Source organism: Aedoeadaptatus urinae (assembly GCF_900155585.1).
GTDB lineage: Bacteria > Bacillota > Clostridia > Tissierellales > Peptoniphilaceae > Aedoeadaptatus > Aedoeadaptatus urinae.
Genome location: NZ_LT707417.1, coordinates 261,172 through 278,536, shown reverse-complemented (window position 1 = coordinate 278,536; position 17,365 = coordinate 261,172). Strand labels below are relative to the sequence as shown.

The following is a 17,365-nucleotide window of genomic DNA, read 5'->3' as shown; positions in this document are numbered from 1 at the left end:
AAATTTCTCAAAAGCCTCGTATGTGGAAATATGTCCACTAATTAATTATAAACCTTTCTAGGTATCTTTATAGTTTCCATGCTTACCAATTTTATTTCTGTAAGACCTTGAATTAATAGAACTTTCTGCTATAATATAAGTAAGGAACAAGCCCTTGCCATACGTGGCGGGGCGTTTTTTTTATGAGGTGTATATATGAGTAAACCGTTTAAAACTTATGATGAACAAATTGAAATACTCTCAAATAGAGGTTTAGACATTAATAATCCTGAATATGCTAAGATTATTTTATCACAAGTTAATTATTATAACCTTATCAATGGCTATAAAACTCCATTTTTAGACAATACATCTTCTAATGAGGTAGAAGATGTATATAAAGCTGGTAGTAGTTTTGAAGAAATTTATGCTCTTCATGAAATGGATCGTAAATTAAAAGAAGTGATTTTTTCTTCTCTGCTCCGTTTTGAGAAACTTCTAAAAACATCCTGTGCTTATCATTTTTCAGACTTATACAGAGATGGACTATATCCTTACTTACAAATTGAAAATTATTCTGCATCAAAGCATCAGCTAAATTATGTTTTGAAAAATATAGGGACATTATCCAATGCCATAAGTAGAGAAAATAAAAATTCAAATGGCAAGAAACCTATTAAGCATTATATAAAAAAGCATGACCACATCCCTCTTTGGGTTCTTGTAAATTTCCTTACTTTAGGAAATATATCTTATTTTTATAATTCCCTAGATGAATCTCTTCAAAATAATATTGCTAGAGATTTTGGTGAGAGATATAAAGAGAGTTACCAGTCTAAAGAAAAAATTAGTAAGACTGAACTTATAGATATAATTAAAATCTGTAATTTTTTCAGAAATGTTTGTGCCCATGATGAAGTCATGTATTCATTCTCATTGAATAAAGCTGGTCAAACTGCTATTTTTGAAAAGTTTTTTGATGAGAATTATACTGGCAAAAATTTACATGATTTAATACTGGTCCTTAAACTAGTTATTCCCGAAAAAGAATACCAATCTTTAATCTCATCAATTAGCTCCATCAAAAATAAATATGAAGATAAATTTACTAGTATATCAATTGATGCCATATTTGCAATTTCAGGATTTCCTAATAAGTAGTTATTAACTTAACTACTTATTTTTTTATTTGAGCACGATTATCCTCAATTGCTTATGATAATATTATACCAATTATATTAAGTCTATTAAGTAAAATCAAAAGACCCGACTAGGTCCGCTTCATACTAAGAAGCGTGTCGGGTACTGTTATTTTTATTGTATATTTACTTTTAATACCTGTCAATTTTCTATTTCAACTTCAAGTCCTGATTTGAATATCACTTTAAGACTTTCATCATAAACCACTATCTTATCTATAAGTTTTCTTACCAAATCTTCATCATAGCTTTCTATTTCTAATTCTTGATTGTCTAAAAACTCTTCTAATTCCTTTAGCCTGCTTTGTTCATTCTTCTCTTCCGCCATTTCTAGGAGTATCTTTTCTTTTTCATTTCTTAATTCTTCCACCCTGTCTGCAAGGTCTGTGTAGTCTTTCTTGGCATTAGCTACTTCTAAAAGCTCTTCTTGCACTTTCAACATTTCTTTGTCTATTTCTTTGATTCTGCTACTTCCATTACCTGTGATGGCTTTTTCTATATTCTCTTTTATTATTTCTTTTAATTCACTGCTTTCAGTTATAAGCTGATTGATGGCTTCCACAACTGCTTCTTGTAGGTCTTCTTCTCTTATGGTTCTTGCTTCACATGCTTCTGGTCCATGTGTTACTCTTGTACAACATCTCCAAACAGTATATTTCTTTCCTCTATTATTCCATGCTATTCTCCTGTAAATATCCCCGCATTTAGAGCAATAGACAATACTTGAAAGGGCATATTTACTGGAATAAATTCTTCTTTTTCCTTTGCCGCTCACCATGTTAGCTCGTCTATCCATTTCTTCTTGGACTCGCATGAAGATTTCTTTTGGTATGATGGCTTCGTGGCTATTTTCTACATAATATTGAGGCGCAATTCCATCATTCTTTACTCTTTTCTTGTTTAGAAAATCTACAGTGTATGTTTTCTGTAAGAGGGCATCCCCCATATATTTCTCATTAGTTAATATTTGATTGATGTTTGATACATGCCACTTCTTATTTCCTGCTCCATTTAATATCTTATCTTTTTCAAGCCCTTCTTTTATATCTCGTAGGCTTGCTCCTTCCAAGTATTCTCTGTAGATCCTTTTTATAATTTTTGCTTCTTCAGGAACTATGACAAGCTTTCCGTCTTCATCTTTTGTGTAGCCTAAAAACCTATTATGATTTACTTGCACTTGCCCTTGTTGAAATCTGTATTGAAATCCTAACTTCACATTTTGTGATAAAGACTGACTTTCCTGTTGAGCAAGAGATGCCATAATGGTAAGGAGGACTTCTCCCTTGGCATCCATAGTGTTGATGTTTTCTTTTTCAAAGTAAACTGGGATGTTATTCTTTTTTAGTTTTCTAATATACTTTAAGCAGTCTAGTGTATTTCTAGCAAACCTCGATATTGACTTTGTAATGATGTAGTCGATATTTCCTTCCATGGCTTCTTCAATCATTTTATTAAAGCCCGCTCTTTTCTTGGTATATGTTCCGCTGATTCCTTCATCAGAAAATACTCCTGCAAATTCCCAGTCTGGATTTTTCTTAATATAGTTTGTGTAGTGGTCTACTTGAGTGTCATAAGAAGTCGCTTGTTCATCGCTATCTGTTGATACCCTTGCATAGGCGGCTACTCTTAGTTTCTTCTTTTCTGATTCCTTGATGGAGTTTCCCTTTTTCTTCTTCGCCGGTATGACTATGACCTTACTATTCATTATCTATCACCTCGATTAACCTATACTTACAACTCGCTCGTTCAAAGGGATCTAGTGGTAGAACTTCTTCACTTTTATATCTAAACTTGCATGGAACTCTAATGCTCTCTTCTTCCTTTTCCCAAACTCGTCCCATGGCCACTGCCCTTTCTTTTAACATTTGGCCTGCCTTTTTAAAACTTTCTCTATCTATTATCTTGGGGTAGATCTCATTTCCTAAGTACTTTTTATTGGTTAAGATCCTTTTTACACTTGAGCTGTTTTTCTTTAAGCCTGCAAGGTCTGCTGACTTTATAAGGGCATTGCCCGCAAGATAGTTTTTAAAGATTTTTCTTATATTTTCCGCTTCTTTTTCTTGAACTTCTAATCTTCCGTCTCTTATGGTATAGCCATAGCATAACCTAGACATCTTCTTTCACTTCCTCTCTTAATACAAGTCCACACTTTAAATGAAAAACAAGGGTCTCTCTATTGACAACTTGAATGTGATCAATGATTTCTTCAAACAAGTCATCTTCAAAGTGATCTAACATTTTGCTTTTATCTAAGATTCCTATTAATTTTTCAAGTTCTCTTATTTCTTCATCATTTCCAAGGATGGCTTTTTTACTTCTTTCCTTTTCTTTGAGTAGATAACTTTCTTCACTTGAAATTTCACTGCTTTCTTTTGCGTAAATACTTGCATCTAAAACGCCTGAAGTTATTAGTTTGTTTAGAACTTCTTTTCTTTCCTTTATTTTTTGTAAGCTTTCTTCTATTTTATTTATCTTCTCGACTTCTTCCTTGCTATCCACTCTATTTAAGGATTCTAAGAGTGGTGTAAGGATACTATCTTTTCCAAAGATAAGCTTGTTTATTAAAGTTACAAAGGCTAGTTTTATGTCCTTGTCTTTAATAAACTTCATGGAACACTTATGAATATCTCTTAGGTGCTCACTACAAGTCCAGGCTATATATTTATCTTTGCCATTATAGTGATGCCTTCTTTTAAAGCTTGAACCACACTCGCCACACTTTATTTTCCCTGATAGGCTATATCTATTTTGGTATTTTTTTGTGTTTTCTCCATTTCCCTTTGCTATAGCCCTTATCTCTATTAGGTCTTGTACTTTTTCAAAATCCTCTCGACTTACAATGGCTTCATGGTTATCTATTATCTTATACTGGTCTTCTTCCCCATTATTTTTATGTCTATTATAATTTTCATCTGTATAAGTCTTATGGTAGATGACATCCCCTGTATATTTTTCATTTTTTAAGATTCCGTTTATAGTTGATCCATGCCAGTTTGCTCCCCTTTGTCCTTTAATCTTTCTTTTATTAAATCTTCTGCAATTTTATGTGTTTCCTTACCTGAAAGATACTGTTCAAATATTTCTTTTATGATTTTTCCTTCTTCTTCATTCACTACCATCTTTCCGTCTATATTCTCATAGCCATAGGGTGGGCTTGATATAATAAACGTTCCACTTTGAAATCTTTTCTTTATGGACCATTTGTTATTTTCTGATATAGACCTGGACTCACTTTCTGCAAGGGATGAAAGTATTGATAACATCAACTCGCTTTCCATGGTTCTTGTATCAATGTTTTCTTTTTCAAAATAGATACCAATGTTTAAATCAAGGAGTCTTCTTACGATTTCCAAACAATCTGTTGTGTTTCTTGCAAGCCTTGAGATGGATTTAGTTAGGATAAAGTCTATATTTCCGTCTTCACAGTCTTTTAGCATTTTTAGAAGTCCATCCCTGCATTCTTTCTTGGTTCCAGTGATGCCTTCGTCAAAATACAGGCCTGCAAAAGTATATGATTTATTCTCAGATATAATCTTTTCATAGTGTGCCTTTTGTGTTTTAAGACTTACTAGCTGAGCGTCCTCGTCTGTCGATACTCTTGCATAGGCAGCGACTCTTAATATAGATTCTTCTTTTTGATTTGCTTCTATTTTTGTAATCTTTTCCATCGTCTCACCTCTCTTTCTTTTAGTGCTATATTCCCGTACAAGTGAGTATTTATCAAGTCTTATAGCAATAATTCTGAAAGAATAGGTCTGAATTTTTTAATGTTTTCTCTTCTAATTTTTCTATATTCTTCAAGGCTAATTTCATCTAAAAGAAAGAGATCCTGGATGAACTTATCTGATAGATAGAAATTAAGCTCTGCCTTTAAATCCCTTTCAGTGTATTCAGTTTTTATAATTTCTTGTCTACCTTCAAACTTTTCTACTCTCATACTCCACCTCCTATATCACAGGCAAAGAAATCAGGTCTATTTTTAACCCTAATTTTCTTTCCTCTATATTCCATAGGACAAATGGAGTTTTTTTGAGTAAAATTTATAATTTGTAACATAAGTGAAAAAATCAGTATATTAGGAATAAAAAAGCCTACCGATATTACAGTACGAATGTCAATAGGTTGAATATATTTATTTAATTAATTAGTATTAATTCGGCCCTCTATGATGCGTCTCAAACTTTCTCTATTTGGATACAATTTAATGCTTTATTTTTAGAATGAATTTTTATGATTTTGCACATCCTTTTTTAAAAGTGTTAAAAGGTATGTAAAATATTGATTTTTATCTACCAATATCAGATGAGTATTCTTTTACTATAAGGTTTTCTGTTTTTCAGTCTTCATGTATGCTTATAAGTTCAAGGAACAAAAAAAGAGGACTCTATGCATAGCATATAATCCTCTAAAATAACAAAACTTTTTCTTATATCAAATCTATTTTATTTGCAATTGAATTTTCTAAGATTCAAAAAGCATAAGTTAAAAACAAATTATTCTCCAATATCTTATTCAAAAACTGTCCCTTCTTAAATCTTCCACTTTTCAGATTGTTTTCTGATTTCAATAAAATCCTTATATATTCCATGTTTAGATGCAAGTTCACTATGTGTTCCTACTTGTTTTATAACACCATCTTTTAAAACAACTATCTGATCTGCATTTTTTACAGTAGAAAGCTTGTGTGCAATTACAATAACAGTTTTTCCTTTTAATAAGTTTTTCAAAGCAATCAATAATTCTTTTTCATTCTCTGGATCTACGCTCGAAGTTGCCTCATCAAGAACTACAAACCTACTCGGTTTTAACATGGCTCTTGCAATAGAAATTCGTTGACGCTCACCACCCGATAGATTTGAACCCCCTTCTTGCAAAACAGTTTCATAAGCTTGTGGCAATTTCATAATAAAATCATGGCACTGAGCTTTTTTGGCAATATCTATCATTTCTTCATCTGTTGCATTTGGATTACCAAACTTAATATTGTTTTTTATGGTATCATCAAAAAGATACACGTCTTGAAAAACAAAGCTAAAATTTGAAAGCAATTCATCATACTTGTACTGTTTAATATTTAGATTTCCAACTTTTACTTCGCCAGAATTTACATCCCAAAACCTCGCCATTAAATTGCAAAGTGTTGTTTTACCACTTCCTGAAAATCCAACAAGAGCGGTAGTTTTTCCATCTGGAACAAGCATACTTAGATTATTGAAAAGATTTTCTTTTCCATAAGAAAATGAAATATTGTTCATTGATATTTCTGCTTTATCTACTTCTGTCATTTCACCTTCTTCAATTACAGGCAAATTTCTTAAATTTATAACAGTATTAAGATTTCGTACAGCAACACCCTTAATACTCTGCATACTTCCTGCTAATTCAAATCCAGAAAAAACAACAAAACTCATAACAATTAATATAATAGCTTTAGTAACTTCAATATCCCCTGATAAATATCTTATTATAGAACTAAAAATTATCACACAAATACCAAGTTTAAATACTAACAAGAATAAAAACTGTGTTGGAACTAAAATTTTTTCTACAGCAAGGAAACCTTTGCGACTTTTTGTAATACTTTCGTTTAGTTCCTTAACTGTATTTTGATCTTTTCCAAATGCTTTAGTTATTCCTATCCCATTTACATACTCAAGCATTTTTTCACTTAAATCCAATTTAAGTCCTAACAATCTCTCTGTTAGTTGATCTGTGCTTTTTTGTGTGAATAAGTTTACTAAGGTTCCAACAATCAAAGTCAACAATATAATTATAGCTGTTGCAAAATCATAAGGTAGTATGAAAATAACCATAATTAGTGTCTGTATTGTACCTACAAGCATTTGTTCAATAATAAAAACTCCTATTGTTTCAAGTTCACCTATAACAGTTGACAACGCTCCTGCTATATTCCCTAAAGAATTTGTGCTGAAATATCCCATGTTTACATTTTTTAAACGATCACCAATATATAATCTATTTTCTGCTCCTAAATTGTACGAAGCAATATATTTGTTTTTATCAGCCAGATATCCAAATATAATTTTTCCCACCACGCTTATAGCTGCAATAATAAAAACAATATACACATCTTTTATTAAAATGCTTTGGTTCGTGAATATATTTTCACAAATTTTGGTCAAACATAATAGAATTGCACCTAAAGAAACTCCTTCAAATACTCCCTTAAATACATCAAAAATAAGCATTTTTGTTATTTTATTTGAATATGACCCTGACACCTCATATAAAGTTTTTATCAATTCTCTCACTTTATATCACCTCGATTTCTTTAGATTCTGTATATACATCCCACATTTTTTTGTATCTCCCATTTAACTCGAGTAATTGTTTATGAGTGCCTTCTTCAATTACTTCTCCATTATCCACCACAATTATTTTATTTGCATTTACAATTGTAGATAACCTGTGAGCTACCATAATCACTGTTTTATCTTTAATTAACTTATCAATAGACTGTTGAATAACTGATTCATTGTCAGGATCAGAATATGCTGTTGCTTCATCAAGTAGTACAATAGGACTATTCTTTAAAAAACACCTAGCTATTGCAATTCTTTGCTTTTCTCCTCCAGAAAGATTTGCTCCTCCCTTCCCTACAATAGTTTCATATCCATTTGGCAGGCCCTTTATAAAATTATAGCAACTCGCTTTTTCACAAGCCTCTTTAATTTCATCCATACTCGCATCTTCCTTCGCCATCTTTAAATTTTCTAATATTGTTTTATTAAAAAGAAAGTTTTCTTGCGACACATAGCTAACAAGCTCCATATTCTGTTTTAATGGCAATTCGTTCAAATTTGTTTTTCCAATTAAAATTTCTCCATTAGAAACATTCCAAAAACCTGCGATTAGTTTTGTAATAGTAGACTTTCCACCACCTGAATTTCCAACGATTGCAGTTAACTCATTTTCATTTGCTCTAAACGAAATATTATTTAATACATTCTTTGACTCTTCATATGCAAATGTTACATCTTTAAACTCTACATCATAAGATTTTATATCTCTTACTTCTTCTCCTCTTTTTAAGTTAGGAATTTCCATTATCTTTTTTATTTCTTCAAACACAACTTTTATATTTGCTATTGTTTCCATATGACTCATAGCTTTTATTAATGGTTTATATGAAGCATATGATAGCAATATACACATGATAAGAGTCCCTACTTCAACACTACCCTTCATAAAGAAATACAAGGAAGCTGGTAAAACGAATACCATAGTTGACGGGATAGTTTCCATAGTTGCTGTCATTGAAAAACAAACACTCAAGTACCAATCAAGCATTGCGTTCTTATTTTCTTCAACAGTCTTTCTAAATTTCCCAAATGATGATGCTGATTTATTAAATGCTTTTATAACTTTAATACCATTTACATATTCAACCATTGTCGTATTCATAGCTTTAGCTGCTTCTTGGTATCTTTTAGATTTTTCTTCATAACCTCGCATCATTAACATTGAAAACAATAATCCCAATGGAATTGTAAGTAAATTTGCAATTCCTATTCTCCAGTCCATTATAAAAATTGTTATGACCAATACTATAGGAATGAATATATTAGCAATAACTTCTGGAATCACATGAGCAATCGGTTTTTCCATTTTATCAAGTGTTTCCACCATAAATTGAGACCACTGTCCGCTGCTTTTTCTTTCAACTTCTCCCATAGAAATTTTACTTAATTTGTCAGCTAATAACTTTCTTTTATCTTCAATAATCCTGTAGGCAAGATTATGAGAAATAATAGTAGATATTTCATGAAATAATATACTTGCCATAAATCCCAGAAATACAGCAAAAATATATGGATAATAATTATTTAAATTTGCATTTTTTGCAACCAAGTTATTAATAATGGCTGCTACAGAAAAATAAGGTATTACACCAAATCCTACTCCTATTATCGCAATGAATACAGCTGCGAAAACCTTGCTTTTATGTCCCTTTAAGATATCCATCTTTTACCTTCTTTCATAAAATCTTTTTATTCTGCCATCGCAAATCTCCAATAATTTATTACATGTACTATCAATCAATTCATTATCATGCGTAACAATAAATATAATTTTATTATTTGAAGATTCTTTAATGGCTTTGCTTATTTCGAGCATATTTGTATAATCAAGTCCACTCGTTGGTTCGTCCAAAATAATAATTTCTCTATCAATTAACATCCCCAATGCTACAGAAAGTCTCTGCATTTGACCTCCTGATAAGCACATAGGATGACGATTATCTAATTTTTTAAGATCTAATTTTTCTAGAATATTATCTATTTGCTTTTCATCTATTTTAGAATCAAATAAACTAAATTCATCTCTTACAGATTCAGAAAAAAACTGATGAATTACATCTTGCATAACCATATAACAAAGTTTTCTTCGTTTTTTATATTTTATGGGACTTCCTTTATAGCTTATTTTCCCTTCGTTTTCTTTCAACAGTCCACATAAAATTCTCATTAATGTTGTTTTTCCTTGACCATTTTTACCGGTTATTGCAATAATATCTCCCTTGTTTCCGGAAATATTTATCTTATCTAAAATTTTTTGTTTCTTATTTTCATATTCTAAATTTGAAGCTACAAAGTCATCAGATTCACAAAATGTGACAGGATTTGCAAAATCATCATTTTTCTTTCTTACAAAAGTTCTAAGTCCCAGTTTCTTTCGTGAGTCGTCAGTAATTGAAGAAAATTCCACATTTGAAAAAACATATTTTATTTTTCCGTCTTGTAAATAAATAGCTCTATCAATTAAATCCATTAAATAATAGAGTCTATGTTCAGAAATAATAATTGTCTTGCCCTGAGCTTTAAGATTTATAAGCATCTCTCTTATTCTTTCAATGCCATACTCATCAATATTTGCAGAAGGTTCATCAAACACATATACATCTGGACTGGTAGCATAAATAGATGCAATAGCGAGTAGTTGCTTTTCTCCACCTGACATCATAAAAACATTTCTGTTTTTTAATCTTTCAATTCCCAGATCACATACTACTTTAAAAACTTGTCTTTTTATTTTATCAGGATTTTCACCTAAATTTTCTAATCCAAATGTTAGTTCACTGTCTGAATCTAAATTAAAAAACTGTGTTTTAGGGTTTTGAAAAATTGTTCCCACTTTTTCAGAAATTTCATATATCTTCATTTGTTTTGTGTTTATCCCATTTATAAAAATATTTCCTAATAAATTTCCCTCTAAAAAATGAGGGATCAATCCATTGATTAATTTTGTTATAGTCGTTTTTCCAGAACCAGATTTTCCACATAATAAGATAACTTCTCCTTGATTAATCTTTATTGAAATTTTCTTTAACTGGTCTTCTAAGCTTCTCTTGTAGGAATATGAAGCTTCATTTATATTAATCATGTTTTGTACCTCTTATAAAAATAACTTGAACTTTACATTAAAGAACATCAGAATACATAATAGAATAATTATTAGATCCCAAATGTTAAATCCTGCATCATCCATAAAAGTCTTTCTTGCAGGATTTTCTATCCCTCTTACTGTAATAGCCTGAGCTAATTCATCTGCGGTATTAGAAGCTGTAACTATTAAAGATATTAGTCCTAATTGTATCTTTTTAAATCCAGTCACGCCTCTTATTTTTATTGCATCTGAGATTAATACTTTTTCTTCTCTTAAAGATGGAAAATATCTGATGCCTATTGCTAGAGAAATAATTAGGCTTTTTGGAAAATGCATCATTTTCAAGGCATACATAATATTTCGTATAGGATTAGTTTTTACAAGAATTTGACCAACTAAAAAAATCGGTATTAACTTAGGAGCATGAATCACCAATAATCCAAAATGTGCTGAGATGACATCTGGTAGAATCGGCAAAACAAAATATTTCAATCCCTGTAATAATACAAACATAGATAATGCCTTTAAAGATATTTTAACAAGTCCCATAAATAAGGCTATAATAGCAGCTATTAAAAGAATAAAAACATCTAATTTTAAGCTATTATTTGCAAAGCTAATAATACTAACTGAAATCAAAAAAATGATTTCAGTTAGTGGATTTAGCTTTATAATGCCTCTAACAATACCCTCCATTTACATAATTCCAGCTTTCTCAAAACGTTTTTTGAACATTGCTTTACCTACATATGCACCAATAACGCCTCCAATAAATGCAGTAATGATCATCCCGATAAGTGTTGGAATTGAAATTAAAGTTTGTAATTTATTTACATATTCTGGACTCATTCCCATTTTAATAATAGATTTCATATAAGATTCTTGGAACAACCACATAGGTAATGGTGAGCCAATCAACCCAATGCAAATCAATCCTGAAGATACTATTACGCTTTTTTGACTTTTATATCCCAAAATTTTTCTAGTAATTTCTGCTAAAACCCCTGCAATAACGCAAGTTATAACAATTGTAAAAGTGCATTCTCCTATAGCAAAATATATAATCCCTGTAATTGCTATCAAAAGTAAAGCCGTTCCTGGTTTTGGCACCTTAGAGACTAACAACATGTAAATAAAATTACATATTATGCCTGTCATTGCTGGCCATAATAACCAAAGTATCGGTGAAAGTATTGGAATAATCATTACCGCCATGGATAACGCCATATAAATCACTGAAAAAATACCGATGTTAACTAAATCTTTTGTTTTTAATTTTGTTTCATTCATTTGAATACCTCCATTTAAATTTTTATATTTATTTACCAGTTACAATATGATTGATTCAAAAAAATCTTTACTGGTAAATTTTTCTTATTTTTGTTTACTTTCCATAAAACGCAGAAAATCGGGATTAACCCGATTTCAAAATTTATTATTTTTTAATTTTATATTATGTTTTCATTTAATAATCCTCCTCCAACCAAAATTCATTGCTGCCTCCATCATATCGATAAAATTTAAGGCTTCATTATATGGATACCTATGTGTGATTACCTCAAATAAAGGTGTACATGCCATTGTATAAAGAACATGAAGTTCATCATCATTCAAATCATTTACTTCAATCTTTTTTTCCTTAAGAACCTCGATCAATTTCTTAGCACCCTGCACTTCAAGATTCACTAAATCATGACGAATTGATTCAAATTCCGTACCCTGAGAACAGTTAAACAGAAGATTAACTATAGGATCATTTTGGTAAATAAATTCCAATAATTCTCTATTACTATCATCAGATTTTTCTCCAAAGGCTTGTAAACCATTTACTTTAATTTCTTCAATCGCTTGATTTGTCAATTCTTTACTTCTTCTGTATAAGTGATTAAGTGTAGGACTTACAAGTACCTTAAAAATATCTTCTTTAGACTTAAAATGTTTATATATTGCACCAGGTGTAATTCCTGCGTTTCTAGCAATAGTACGAATAGAAGCCTCTTCGAATCCATGTTCTGTAAACTCACTTTTTGCACTTTTTAATATTTTCTTTATTGTAACATCTTTGTCTCTCAGTAAGTTTCACCTCCCAAATTAAGATAACACCGTTTACTATATTTTAGCATAAAGAAGCTAATAAAGTCAATAATCACTATCAAGTACATTTTTTTATGATAACATATTATTTAATTATCTATAAATTCTCTTGTTAGGTCCGCTACTAATTTCCATTCTGGATCAAGCATACAATCATGACACACATTGTCAAAACAACAATTTTAGATTTATACAACTTAGCTGATTCCATTACTGATTCTCCGAGTAAACAATTGTCATTTTTAGAATATATGGTTAATATTGAAATATTCCTTGAAATCTATTCTATGTTGTTTATTAGCTTCGATAAGTGCGGTATAATTGATCATAACTTAATACACGCTTATGCTTATAACTTTAATAGCAAGCACAGTAAGTGTACGGACACTTACGAAAAAATTAATGGAGCAGACCTTTACGGAATGCTCCATTTTTTAATTTTTACCTTGTTAGGGAGAACCCTAAGACCCCGAAATATATTTTATAAAGGAGAATAAAATGGCAAATAGATTTAGAAATGAAAGAATAGAAATAAAACTAACTAAAGAAGAAAAGGAAATTTTTGAAAAGAAAATGATACTTGCTAATTGCAAAACTATGTCCCACTTTCTTAGAAAATGTGTATTAAAAAAGGAAATTTATGTAGTAGATTTAGAACCATTTAGAAACCTACAATGGCTACTTTCGAATGCAACAAATAATATAAACCAGATTGCAAAAGCTACTAATGCAACTGGTGTTATTTACAAAAATGAAATCGAGTCAATGATTAAACAGATAGAAAAATTATCAAAAGAAATATGGCAGATCCATTCCCTACTTCTTAATAAATCAAATAAAGTTCTGGTGATTAGTATGGCAATTACAAAAATACATCCTATAAAATCAACCCTAAATTTGGCAATAGACTACATTACTAAGAGTGAAAAAACTGATGAAAAAATCTTAGTATCTTCATTCAAATGTCATCCATCTACTGCCCATATTCAATTTATGAAAACACGAGAAGACAATGATACTAAAGGTACAGTTTTGGCTAGACATTTAATTCAACTTCTTCTACCAAAATAAGAAAATATAAACAGAAAAAGAGCACTCTCATTTAAGAGTGCTCTAAGTTAATATCAAACATATAATAGATTTATAAAGTAATAAAAATTTATGAATTTTATATTAATACATTTAAAAAGGGCATTCACTTTTTGTTATGCCGAAATCATCTTCGATATCTTGAGTTTCATCTTTATTTAATTTGATTACAATTTCATTTAGTAATTCATAAAAAAACTCTAAAACAGGAACATCATAATCTTTATCGTTCACTATCTCAAATTTAAAATTATCACCATTAGTATAACTGAAAAGTTCAAATATTTCATTTGCTTGAATTTTTCTATTATCTTTTTTAATTGTTATTTTTTTAATGTCATTGACACTAATCTCAATATCTTTGTTTGTATTCATTTCAAGTTTTATTATTTTATCCATATACTTTTAACCTCTTTTCAATAGAATCCTTACCACCATCCATATTTTCTGCAATAAGTTCAAGCATATTAACACTATCATCTTCAAATTCTAAACACCCTGAAGTTATGTTTATTTTATTATTGTTTTTTTCAACATAAATCACTTGCTCAACATCTTGATTTACTACTAGTAATGGATTATGTGTTACAATGATTACCTGTTTCTTATTCCTAATCGAGTTTAAATATTTTATGAGCTTTTTACTAATGTTATTATTTGAAATATGATCTTCTGGTTGATCTACCAAAAAAATACATTTTTCATTTTCATATTCGGTTATATATTTAAAATATGCTAAAGATTGTTCTCCTAGAGTACTTCCCAAAGATTTCTCTTCATTAGATATATCTACAATGTAATTTTTACATTCACACATCTTATCTAAAAATTTATTTAAATTGTTACTATAAGAAGTTTCTATATGATCAAAGGATGTACAACTGGTTATAGCCGTTATTAAGGTTTCCGTATCTTTTATCGTCTTTAACTTATCTATGTCAGCATAATTTTGGTTAAACATCTTAGATAGAAATTCGTCATGTACATCTTTTCCGTTATAGTTAGATTCCGAATTAAAACTGAATCCACAACTAGGTTTTTTACTACATCCCTCAAATATATTTGGTTTTTGAGGAAATTCTATTTCTTCATTGTCTTTCTTTATTGCCTCTATAATGTTTGCAACAAAATCAGCTTTTCTTAAGCTAAAGTCTCTTTGATCCTTTTCTTGAGTTGAAGCTGCTTCTTCTATTTTCAAATTATATTTTGAAAGCTCCGAAGCTATTATATTTTTCAACTTTTCTTCCATTTCTATAATATTGTAATTTTTATCTATCTCATCAAATATTGACTTTAATAGCTCAATAGCTTCCTTAATTTTAATTGCATATGCTTTAAAATACTCCTTACCTATTGCTGTTTCTAATTTATCTATAATACTTGAAAGCTCTTTTCTTGGTGAATTATGAATATTATCTATATTAGAAAAATCTTTATCACATTCAATTTGAATAAAGTAAGTAGCTATATTGTTTAATTCACTATATTCTAAATAATTTTTTCTTAATCCATTTATTGCTTCTTCTTTTTTTATATTTTTTTTAATGTATGATAATATATCTTCGGCATAATTTGAATAAGCATCCCTAAAAGAATCATGTGAAACCTGTAAAAAGTTATCTTTAGGGAATAGTGTGCTATTATCAAACATCTGAACAATTTCTCCTTGCCCGATAAATAGTTTTTTTGCTGAATATTTATTTTCACAATATAATTGATTGGTTTCAACTAGATTTTTTACATACTTAGGTGTACTGACTTTATTATTCAAGAGGTTTAGCAATGTAGATTTTCCTGATCCGTTTTCTCCAATTATTGCATTTATTCCATTTACAAGTTTAACTTTATCTTCTCCTATTCTAAATTCTTCAATATAGTCTAAATTTTTACTATTTTGTTGATTAATCCTGGTCTCAGGAGATGTGATAGCCATCAATAATCCTTTGAATGTTGGTAAAATTTTAGCACGAGAATGAGCGAACTGATTATTTACATTTTTCTTGTCGTGATTGGGATACTCGTTCCAATCATGGCAATCACTCCCCATTACTAATCCAAGATTTATAGGAATACCTCTCAAATTATTTTTTAATATACCTTCTACATTAGGTCTTTGAAACTCTAAAGCATTTATATAGCCAGTCATAATTAAATCCTCTGAATCCTTAGTTGATTCACTCAATGAATTATGTTTACCGTCGTGTTTATCTAAACTGTTTCTTTGACAGGCAATCAATATCACATCAAGACCAATTTTTTTTAGAATAGACTCAAATTTATCTCTTGTATAATAATCTTCTTTTTTCTCTAGTTTATTTTCATCAATACATTCTTTTATTTTTTTATAATTATCCTCTCTACTTTTTGCATCAAAAATTGTAATGATATGGCATTTACCCATATCACTATCTATTTGAACATCAAATTCAACACCTGCAACAATACCTTTTACATACTCATACTTCCCAGTTTTTATTTCACTGTCTAATTTATTATATAACTCAACATTAAATCTGTTGTGATCAGTGATAGAAAATAATCCTACTTCGTTTTCCTCTAACTTCTCTAATAAAACACTTGTATTATCAATGGTTGAATTATCAACAATACCTTCACTCTCTTTATATTTACTATCAATAGAGTGAATATGTAAATCAAATTTCATATATATTATCCCTTCATAAATCTATCATAATTTTTCTCATAAACATTTACATGTTATATATTCATGCACTCTAATATTCCCTTAATATCACAACCAAAAAATCACAAATTCATCCTTAGTTACATTTTTTCTATTCTTAATTTTATAAAATAAACTTTTACAAATTTTGCTATTTTCATCAAGTTCTTTTTGTAATATTAATTCTATTAGTTTTTGAATAATCTTTTATAACTAAAAATTCTCTATATGCCCTACATTGAAAACTAATATTTATTGTATTATACCATTAAATGTCGGTTTAATATAAAAACGTTCTCATTAAATGCATTTAAGTTTTTAAAAAAAGAAGTAGAATAATTCCACTTCTCTAATACTTAATATTTTCTTGTCTACAATTTGCCAGACAGTGTCTGTTAAATTACATCTCATTAATTCTATTTGAAATAATTCTCACTACACCAACAACCTTATCAAACTTCAGATCTCCAATATACTTATTTTCACTGAGATATACTTCCCATAAGGATCTTAGGTATGAATCTTCTTTTATGTCCTCGATTATTTCCTCATAGTCTTGCATTATATCCTGGCTTCCTCTTTTGTTTGAGGTTCTCTCTATTGCTTCTTTTAAAATTTCATAGTCTATCTGGTCTTTTTTCAGCTTGTAGAGAGTGTATAGGTCGTAGAAGTCTCTCATTCGTGTTGTTGCTATATTTCTTCTGATTATTGTTTCGTATTTTTCAGCTAAAATTGTTTCTAATGGATATGCCATTATTTTTATAGCTTCTTTGCTAAAGATACAGGGATAGGTGTATTCTATTTCCCTTGGTGTTATTGCATCACCTGTTGTAAGGTCAAGTTTCATAGGACTTTTTACTCATTCCTATTTTTACTAATAGCAATCAAAAAGCACCTACCATTTAGATAGATG

At 29.8% G+C, this 17,365-nt stretch carries 14 protein-coding genes and 5 pseudogenes; 3 read left to right on the top strand and 16 right to left on the bottom strand.

Annotated elements, in window-relative coordinates:
* Positions 1-195: 195 nt before the first annotated feature.
* Positions 196-1,140, top strand: coding sequence for an Abi family protein (locus BQ7397_RS03670; RefSeq protein ID WP_077074771.1), 945 nt, complete (start codon positions 196-198; stop codon positions 1,138-1,140).
* Between the two features lie 180 nt (positions 1,141-1,320).
* Here BQ7397_RS03670 and BQ7397_RS03665 read toward each other — a convergent pair whose 3' ends face one another.
* The 13 genes and pseudogenes from BQ7397_RS03665 to BQ7397_RS09530 all read right to left on the bottom strand — a co-directional run.
* Positions 1,321-2,883 carry a recombinase family protein gene (locus BQ7397_RS03665; RefSeq protein ID WP_077074770.1) on the bottom strand — a complete coding sequence of 521 codons (1,563 nt, stop codon included), beginning with the start codon at positions 2,881-2,883 and terminating at the stop codon, positions 1,321-1,323.
* Positions 2,876-3,292 (bottom strand): recombinase family protein, encoded by a 417-nt coding sequence (locus BQ7397_RS03660; protein WP_077074769.1) that lies wholly within the window; start codon positions 3,290-3,292, stop codon positions 2,876-2,878. The genes BQ7397_RS03665 and BQ7397_RS03660 overlap by 8 nt, the downstream gene beginning before the upstream one ends.
* Positions 3,285-3,788, bottom strand: a complete 504-nt coding sequence (locus tag BQ7397_RS09595) for a hypothetical protein (protein ID WP_234970569.1) — start codon at positions 3,786-3,788, stop codon at positions 3,285-3,287. Before BQ7397_RS09595 ends, BQ7397_RS03660 begins: the two co-directional genes overlap by 8 nt.
* 9 nt (positions 3,789-3,797) lie before the next feature.
* Positions 3,798-4,193: pseudogene (locus BQ7397_RS09590) on the bottom strand (recombinase family protein); the annotation flags it as partial.
* Positions 4,151-4,846, bottom strand: a complete 696-nt coding sequence (locus BQ7397_RS09585; RefSeq protein WP_234970568.1) for a recombinase family protein — start codon at positions 4,844-4,846, stop codon at positions 4,151-4,153. The pseudogene BQ7397_RS09590 and the gene BQ7397_RS09585, both read right to left, overlap by 43 nt.
* A 59-nt stretch (positions 4,847-4,905) precedes the next feature.
* Positions 4,906-5,115, bottom strand: coding sequence for an SHOCT domain-containing protein (locus BQ7397_RS03650; RefSeq protein WP_077074768.1), 210 nt, complete (start codon positions 5,113-5,115; stop codon positions 4,906-4,908).
* 592 nt (positions 5,116-5,707) lie between these two features.
* Positions 5,708-7,450, bottom strand: a complete 1,743-nt coding sequence (locus BQ7397_RS03645) for an ABC transporter ATP-binding protein (RefSeq protein ID WP_077074767.1) — start codon at positions 7,448-7,450, stop codon at positions 5,708-5,710.
* Position 7,451: 1 nt separating this feature from the next.
* Complete coding sequence (locus tag BQ7397_RS03640) at positions 7,452-9,164, bottom strand: ABC transporter ATP-binding protein (RefSeq protein ID WP_077074766.1); 1,713 nt, start codon at positions 9,162-9,164, stop codon at positions 7,452-7,454.
* Between the two features lie 3 nt (positions 9,165-9,167).
* Positions 9,168-10,583: an ABC transporter ATP-binding protein gene (locus BQ7397_RS03635; RefSeq protein WP_077074765.1), complete on the bottom strand. Its 1,416-nt coding sequence runs from the start codon at positions 10,581-10,583 to the stop codon at positions 9,168-9,170.
* 12 nt (positions 10,584-10,595) lie between these two features.
* Positions 10,596-11,282 carry an energy-coupling factor transporter transmembrane component T family protein gene (locus BQ7397_RS03630; protein ID WP_077074764.1) on the bottom strand — a complete coding sequence of 229 codons (687 nt, stop codon included), beginning with the start codon at positions 11,280-11,282 and terminating at the stop codon, positions 10,596-10,598.
* On the bottom strand, positions 11,283-11,876 hold the full coding sequence (locus BQ7397_RS03625; RefSeq protein WP_077074763.1) for an MptD family putative ECF transporter S component: 594 nt from the start codon (positions 11,874-11,876) through the stop codon (positions 11,283-11,285).
* A gap of 171 nt (positions 11,877-12,047) precedes the next feature.
* Positions 12,048-12,446: a hypothetical protein gene (locus BQ7397_RS03620; RefSeq protein ID WP_223420581.1), complete on the bottom strand. Its 399-nt coding sequence runs from the start codon at positions 12,444-12,446 to the stop codon at positions 12,048-12,050.
* 60 nt (positions 12,447-12,506) lie between these two features.
* Positions 12,507-12,629: pseudogene (locus BQ7397_RS09530) on the bottom strand (TetR/AcrR family transcriptional regulator); the annotation flags it as partial.
* Positions 12,630-13,178: 549 nt separating this feature from the next.
* On the opposite strand from BQ7397_RS09530, the pseudogene BQ7397_RS03610 reads away from it, so the two are divergent.
* Positions 13,179-13,534, top strand: a pseudogene (locus tag BQ7397_RS03610) (plasmid mobilization protein).
* Position 13,535: 1 nt separating this feature from the next.
* Positions 13,536-13,745 (top strand): annotated as a pseudogene (locus BQ7397_RS09240) (relaxase/mobilization nuclease domain-containing protein); the annotation flags it as partial.
* Between the two features lie 117 nt (positions 13,746-13,862).
* On the opposite strand, the gene BQ7397_RS03605 reads toward BQ7397_RS09240, so the two are convergent.
* From BQ7397_RS03605 to BQ7397_RS03595, 3 genes and pseudogenes are all read right to left on the bottom strand, one after another.
* Positions 13,863-14,168, bottom strand: coding sequence for a hypothetical protein (locus tag BQ7397_RS03605; RefSeq protein ID WP_077074760.1), 306 nt, complete (start codon positions 14,166-14,168; stop codon positions 13,863-13,865).
* Positions 14,161-16,434 carry an ATP-binding cassette domain-containing protein gene (locus BQ7397_RS03600; protein ID WP_077074759.1) on the bottom strand — a complete coding sequence of 758 codons (2,274 nt, stop codon included), beginning with the start codon at positions 16,432-16,434 and terminating at the stop codon, positions 14,161-14,163. The genes BQ7397_RS03605 and BQ7397_RS03600 overlap by 8 nt, the downstream gene beginning before the upstream one ends.
* 418 nt (positions 16,435-16,852) lie before the next feature.
* Positions 16,853-17,308: pseudogene (locus BQ7397_RS03595) on the bottom strand (nucleotidyl transferase AbiEii/AbiGii toxin family protein); the annotation flags it as partial.
* Between the last annotated feature and the right edge of the window lie 57 nt (positions 17,309-17,365).

Excerpts from the sequence above, each read along its gene's own strand:
- BQ7397_RS03600 (WP_077074759.1), bottom strand. The coding sequence starts at position 16,434 with ATGAAATTTGATTTACATATTCACTCTATTGATAGTAAATATAAAGAG.
- BQ7397_RS03625 (WP_077074763.1), bottom strand. The coding sequence starts at position 11,876 with ATGAATGAAACAAAATTAAAAACAAAAGATTTAGTTAACATCGGTATT.
- BQ7397_RS03630 (WP_077074764.1), bottom strand. The coding sequence starts at position 11,282 with ATGGAGGGTATTGTTAGAGGCATTATAAAGCTAAATCCACTAACTGAA.
- BQ7397_RS09595 (WP_234970569.1), bottom strand. The coding sequence starts at position 3,788 with ATGAAGTTTATTAAAGACAAGGACATAAAACTAGCCTTTGTAACTTTA.
- BQ7397_RS03640 (WP_077074766.1), bottom strand. The coding sequence starts at position 9,164 with ATGGATATCTTAAAGGGACATAAAAGCAAGGTTTTCGCAGCTGTATTC.
- BQ7397_RS03665 (WP_077074770.1), bottom strand. The coding sequence starts at position 2,883 with ATGAATAGTAAGGTCATAGTCATACCGGCGAAGAAGAAAAAGGGAAAC.
- BQ7397_RS09585 (WP_234970568.1), bottom strand. The coding sequence starts at position 4,846 with ATGGAAAAGATTACAAAAATAGAAGCAAATCAAAAAGAAGAATCTATA.
- BQ7397_RS03635 (WP_077074765.1), bottom strand. The coding sequence starts at position 10,583 with ATGATTAATATAAATGAAGCTTCATATTCCTACAAGAGAAGCTTAGAA.
- BQ7397_RS03650 (WP_077074768.1), bottom strand. The coding sequence starts at position 5,115 with ATGAGAGTAGAAAAGTTTGAAGGTAGACAAGAAATTATAAAAACTGAA.
- BQ7397_RS03670 (WP_077074771.1), top strand. The coding sequence starts at position 196 with ATGAGTAAACCGTTTAAAACTTATGATGAACAAATTGAAATACTCTCA.
- BQ7397_RS03660 (WP_077074769.1), bottom strand. The coding sequence starts at position 3,292 with ATGTCTAGGTTATGCTATGGCTATACCATAAGAGACGGAAGATTAGAA.
- BQ7397_RS03605 (WP_077074760.1), bottom strand. The coding sequence starts at position 14,168 with ATGGATAAAATAATAAAACTTGAAATGAATACAAACAAAGATATTGAG.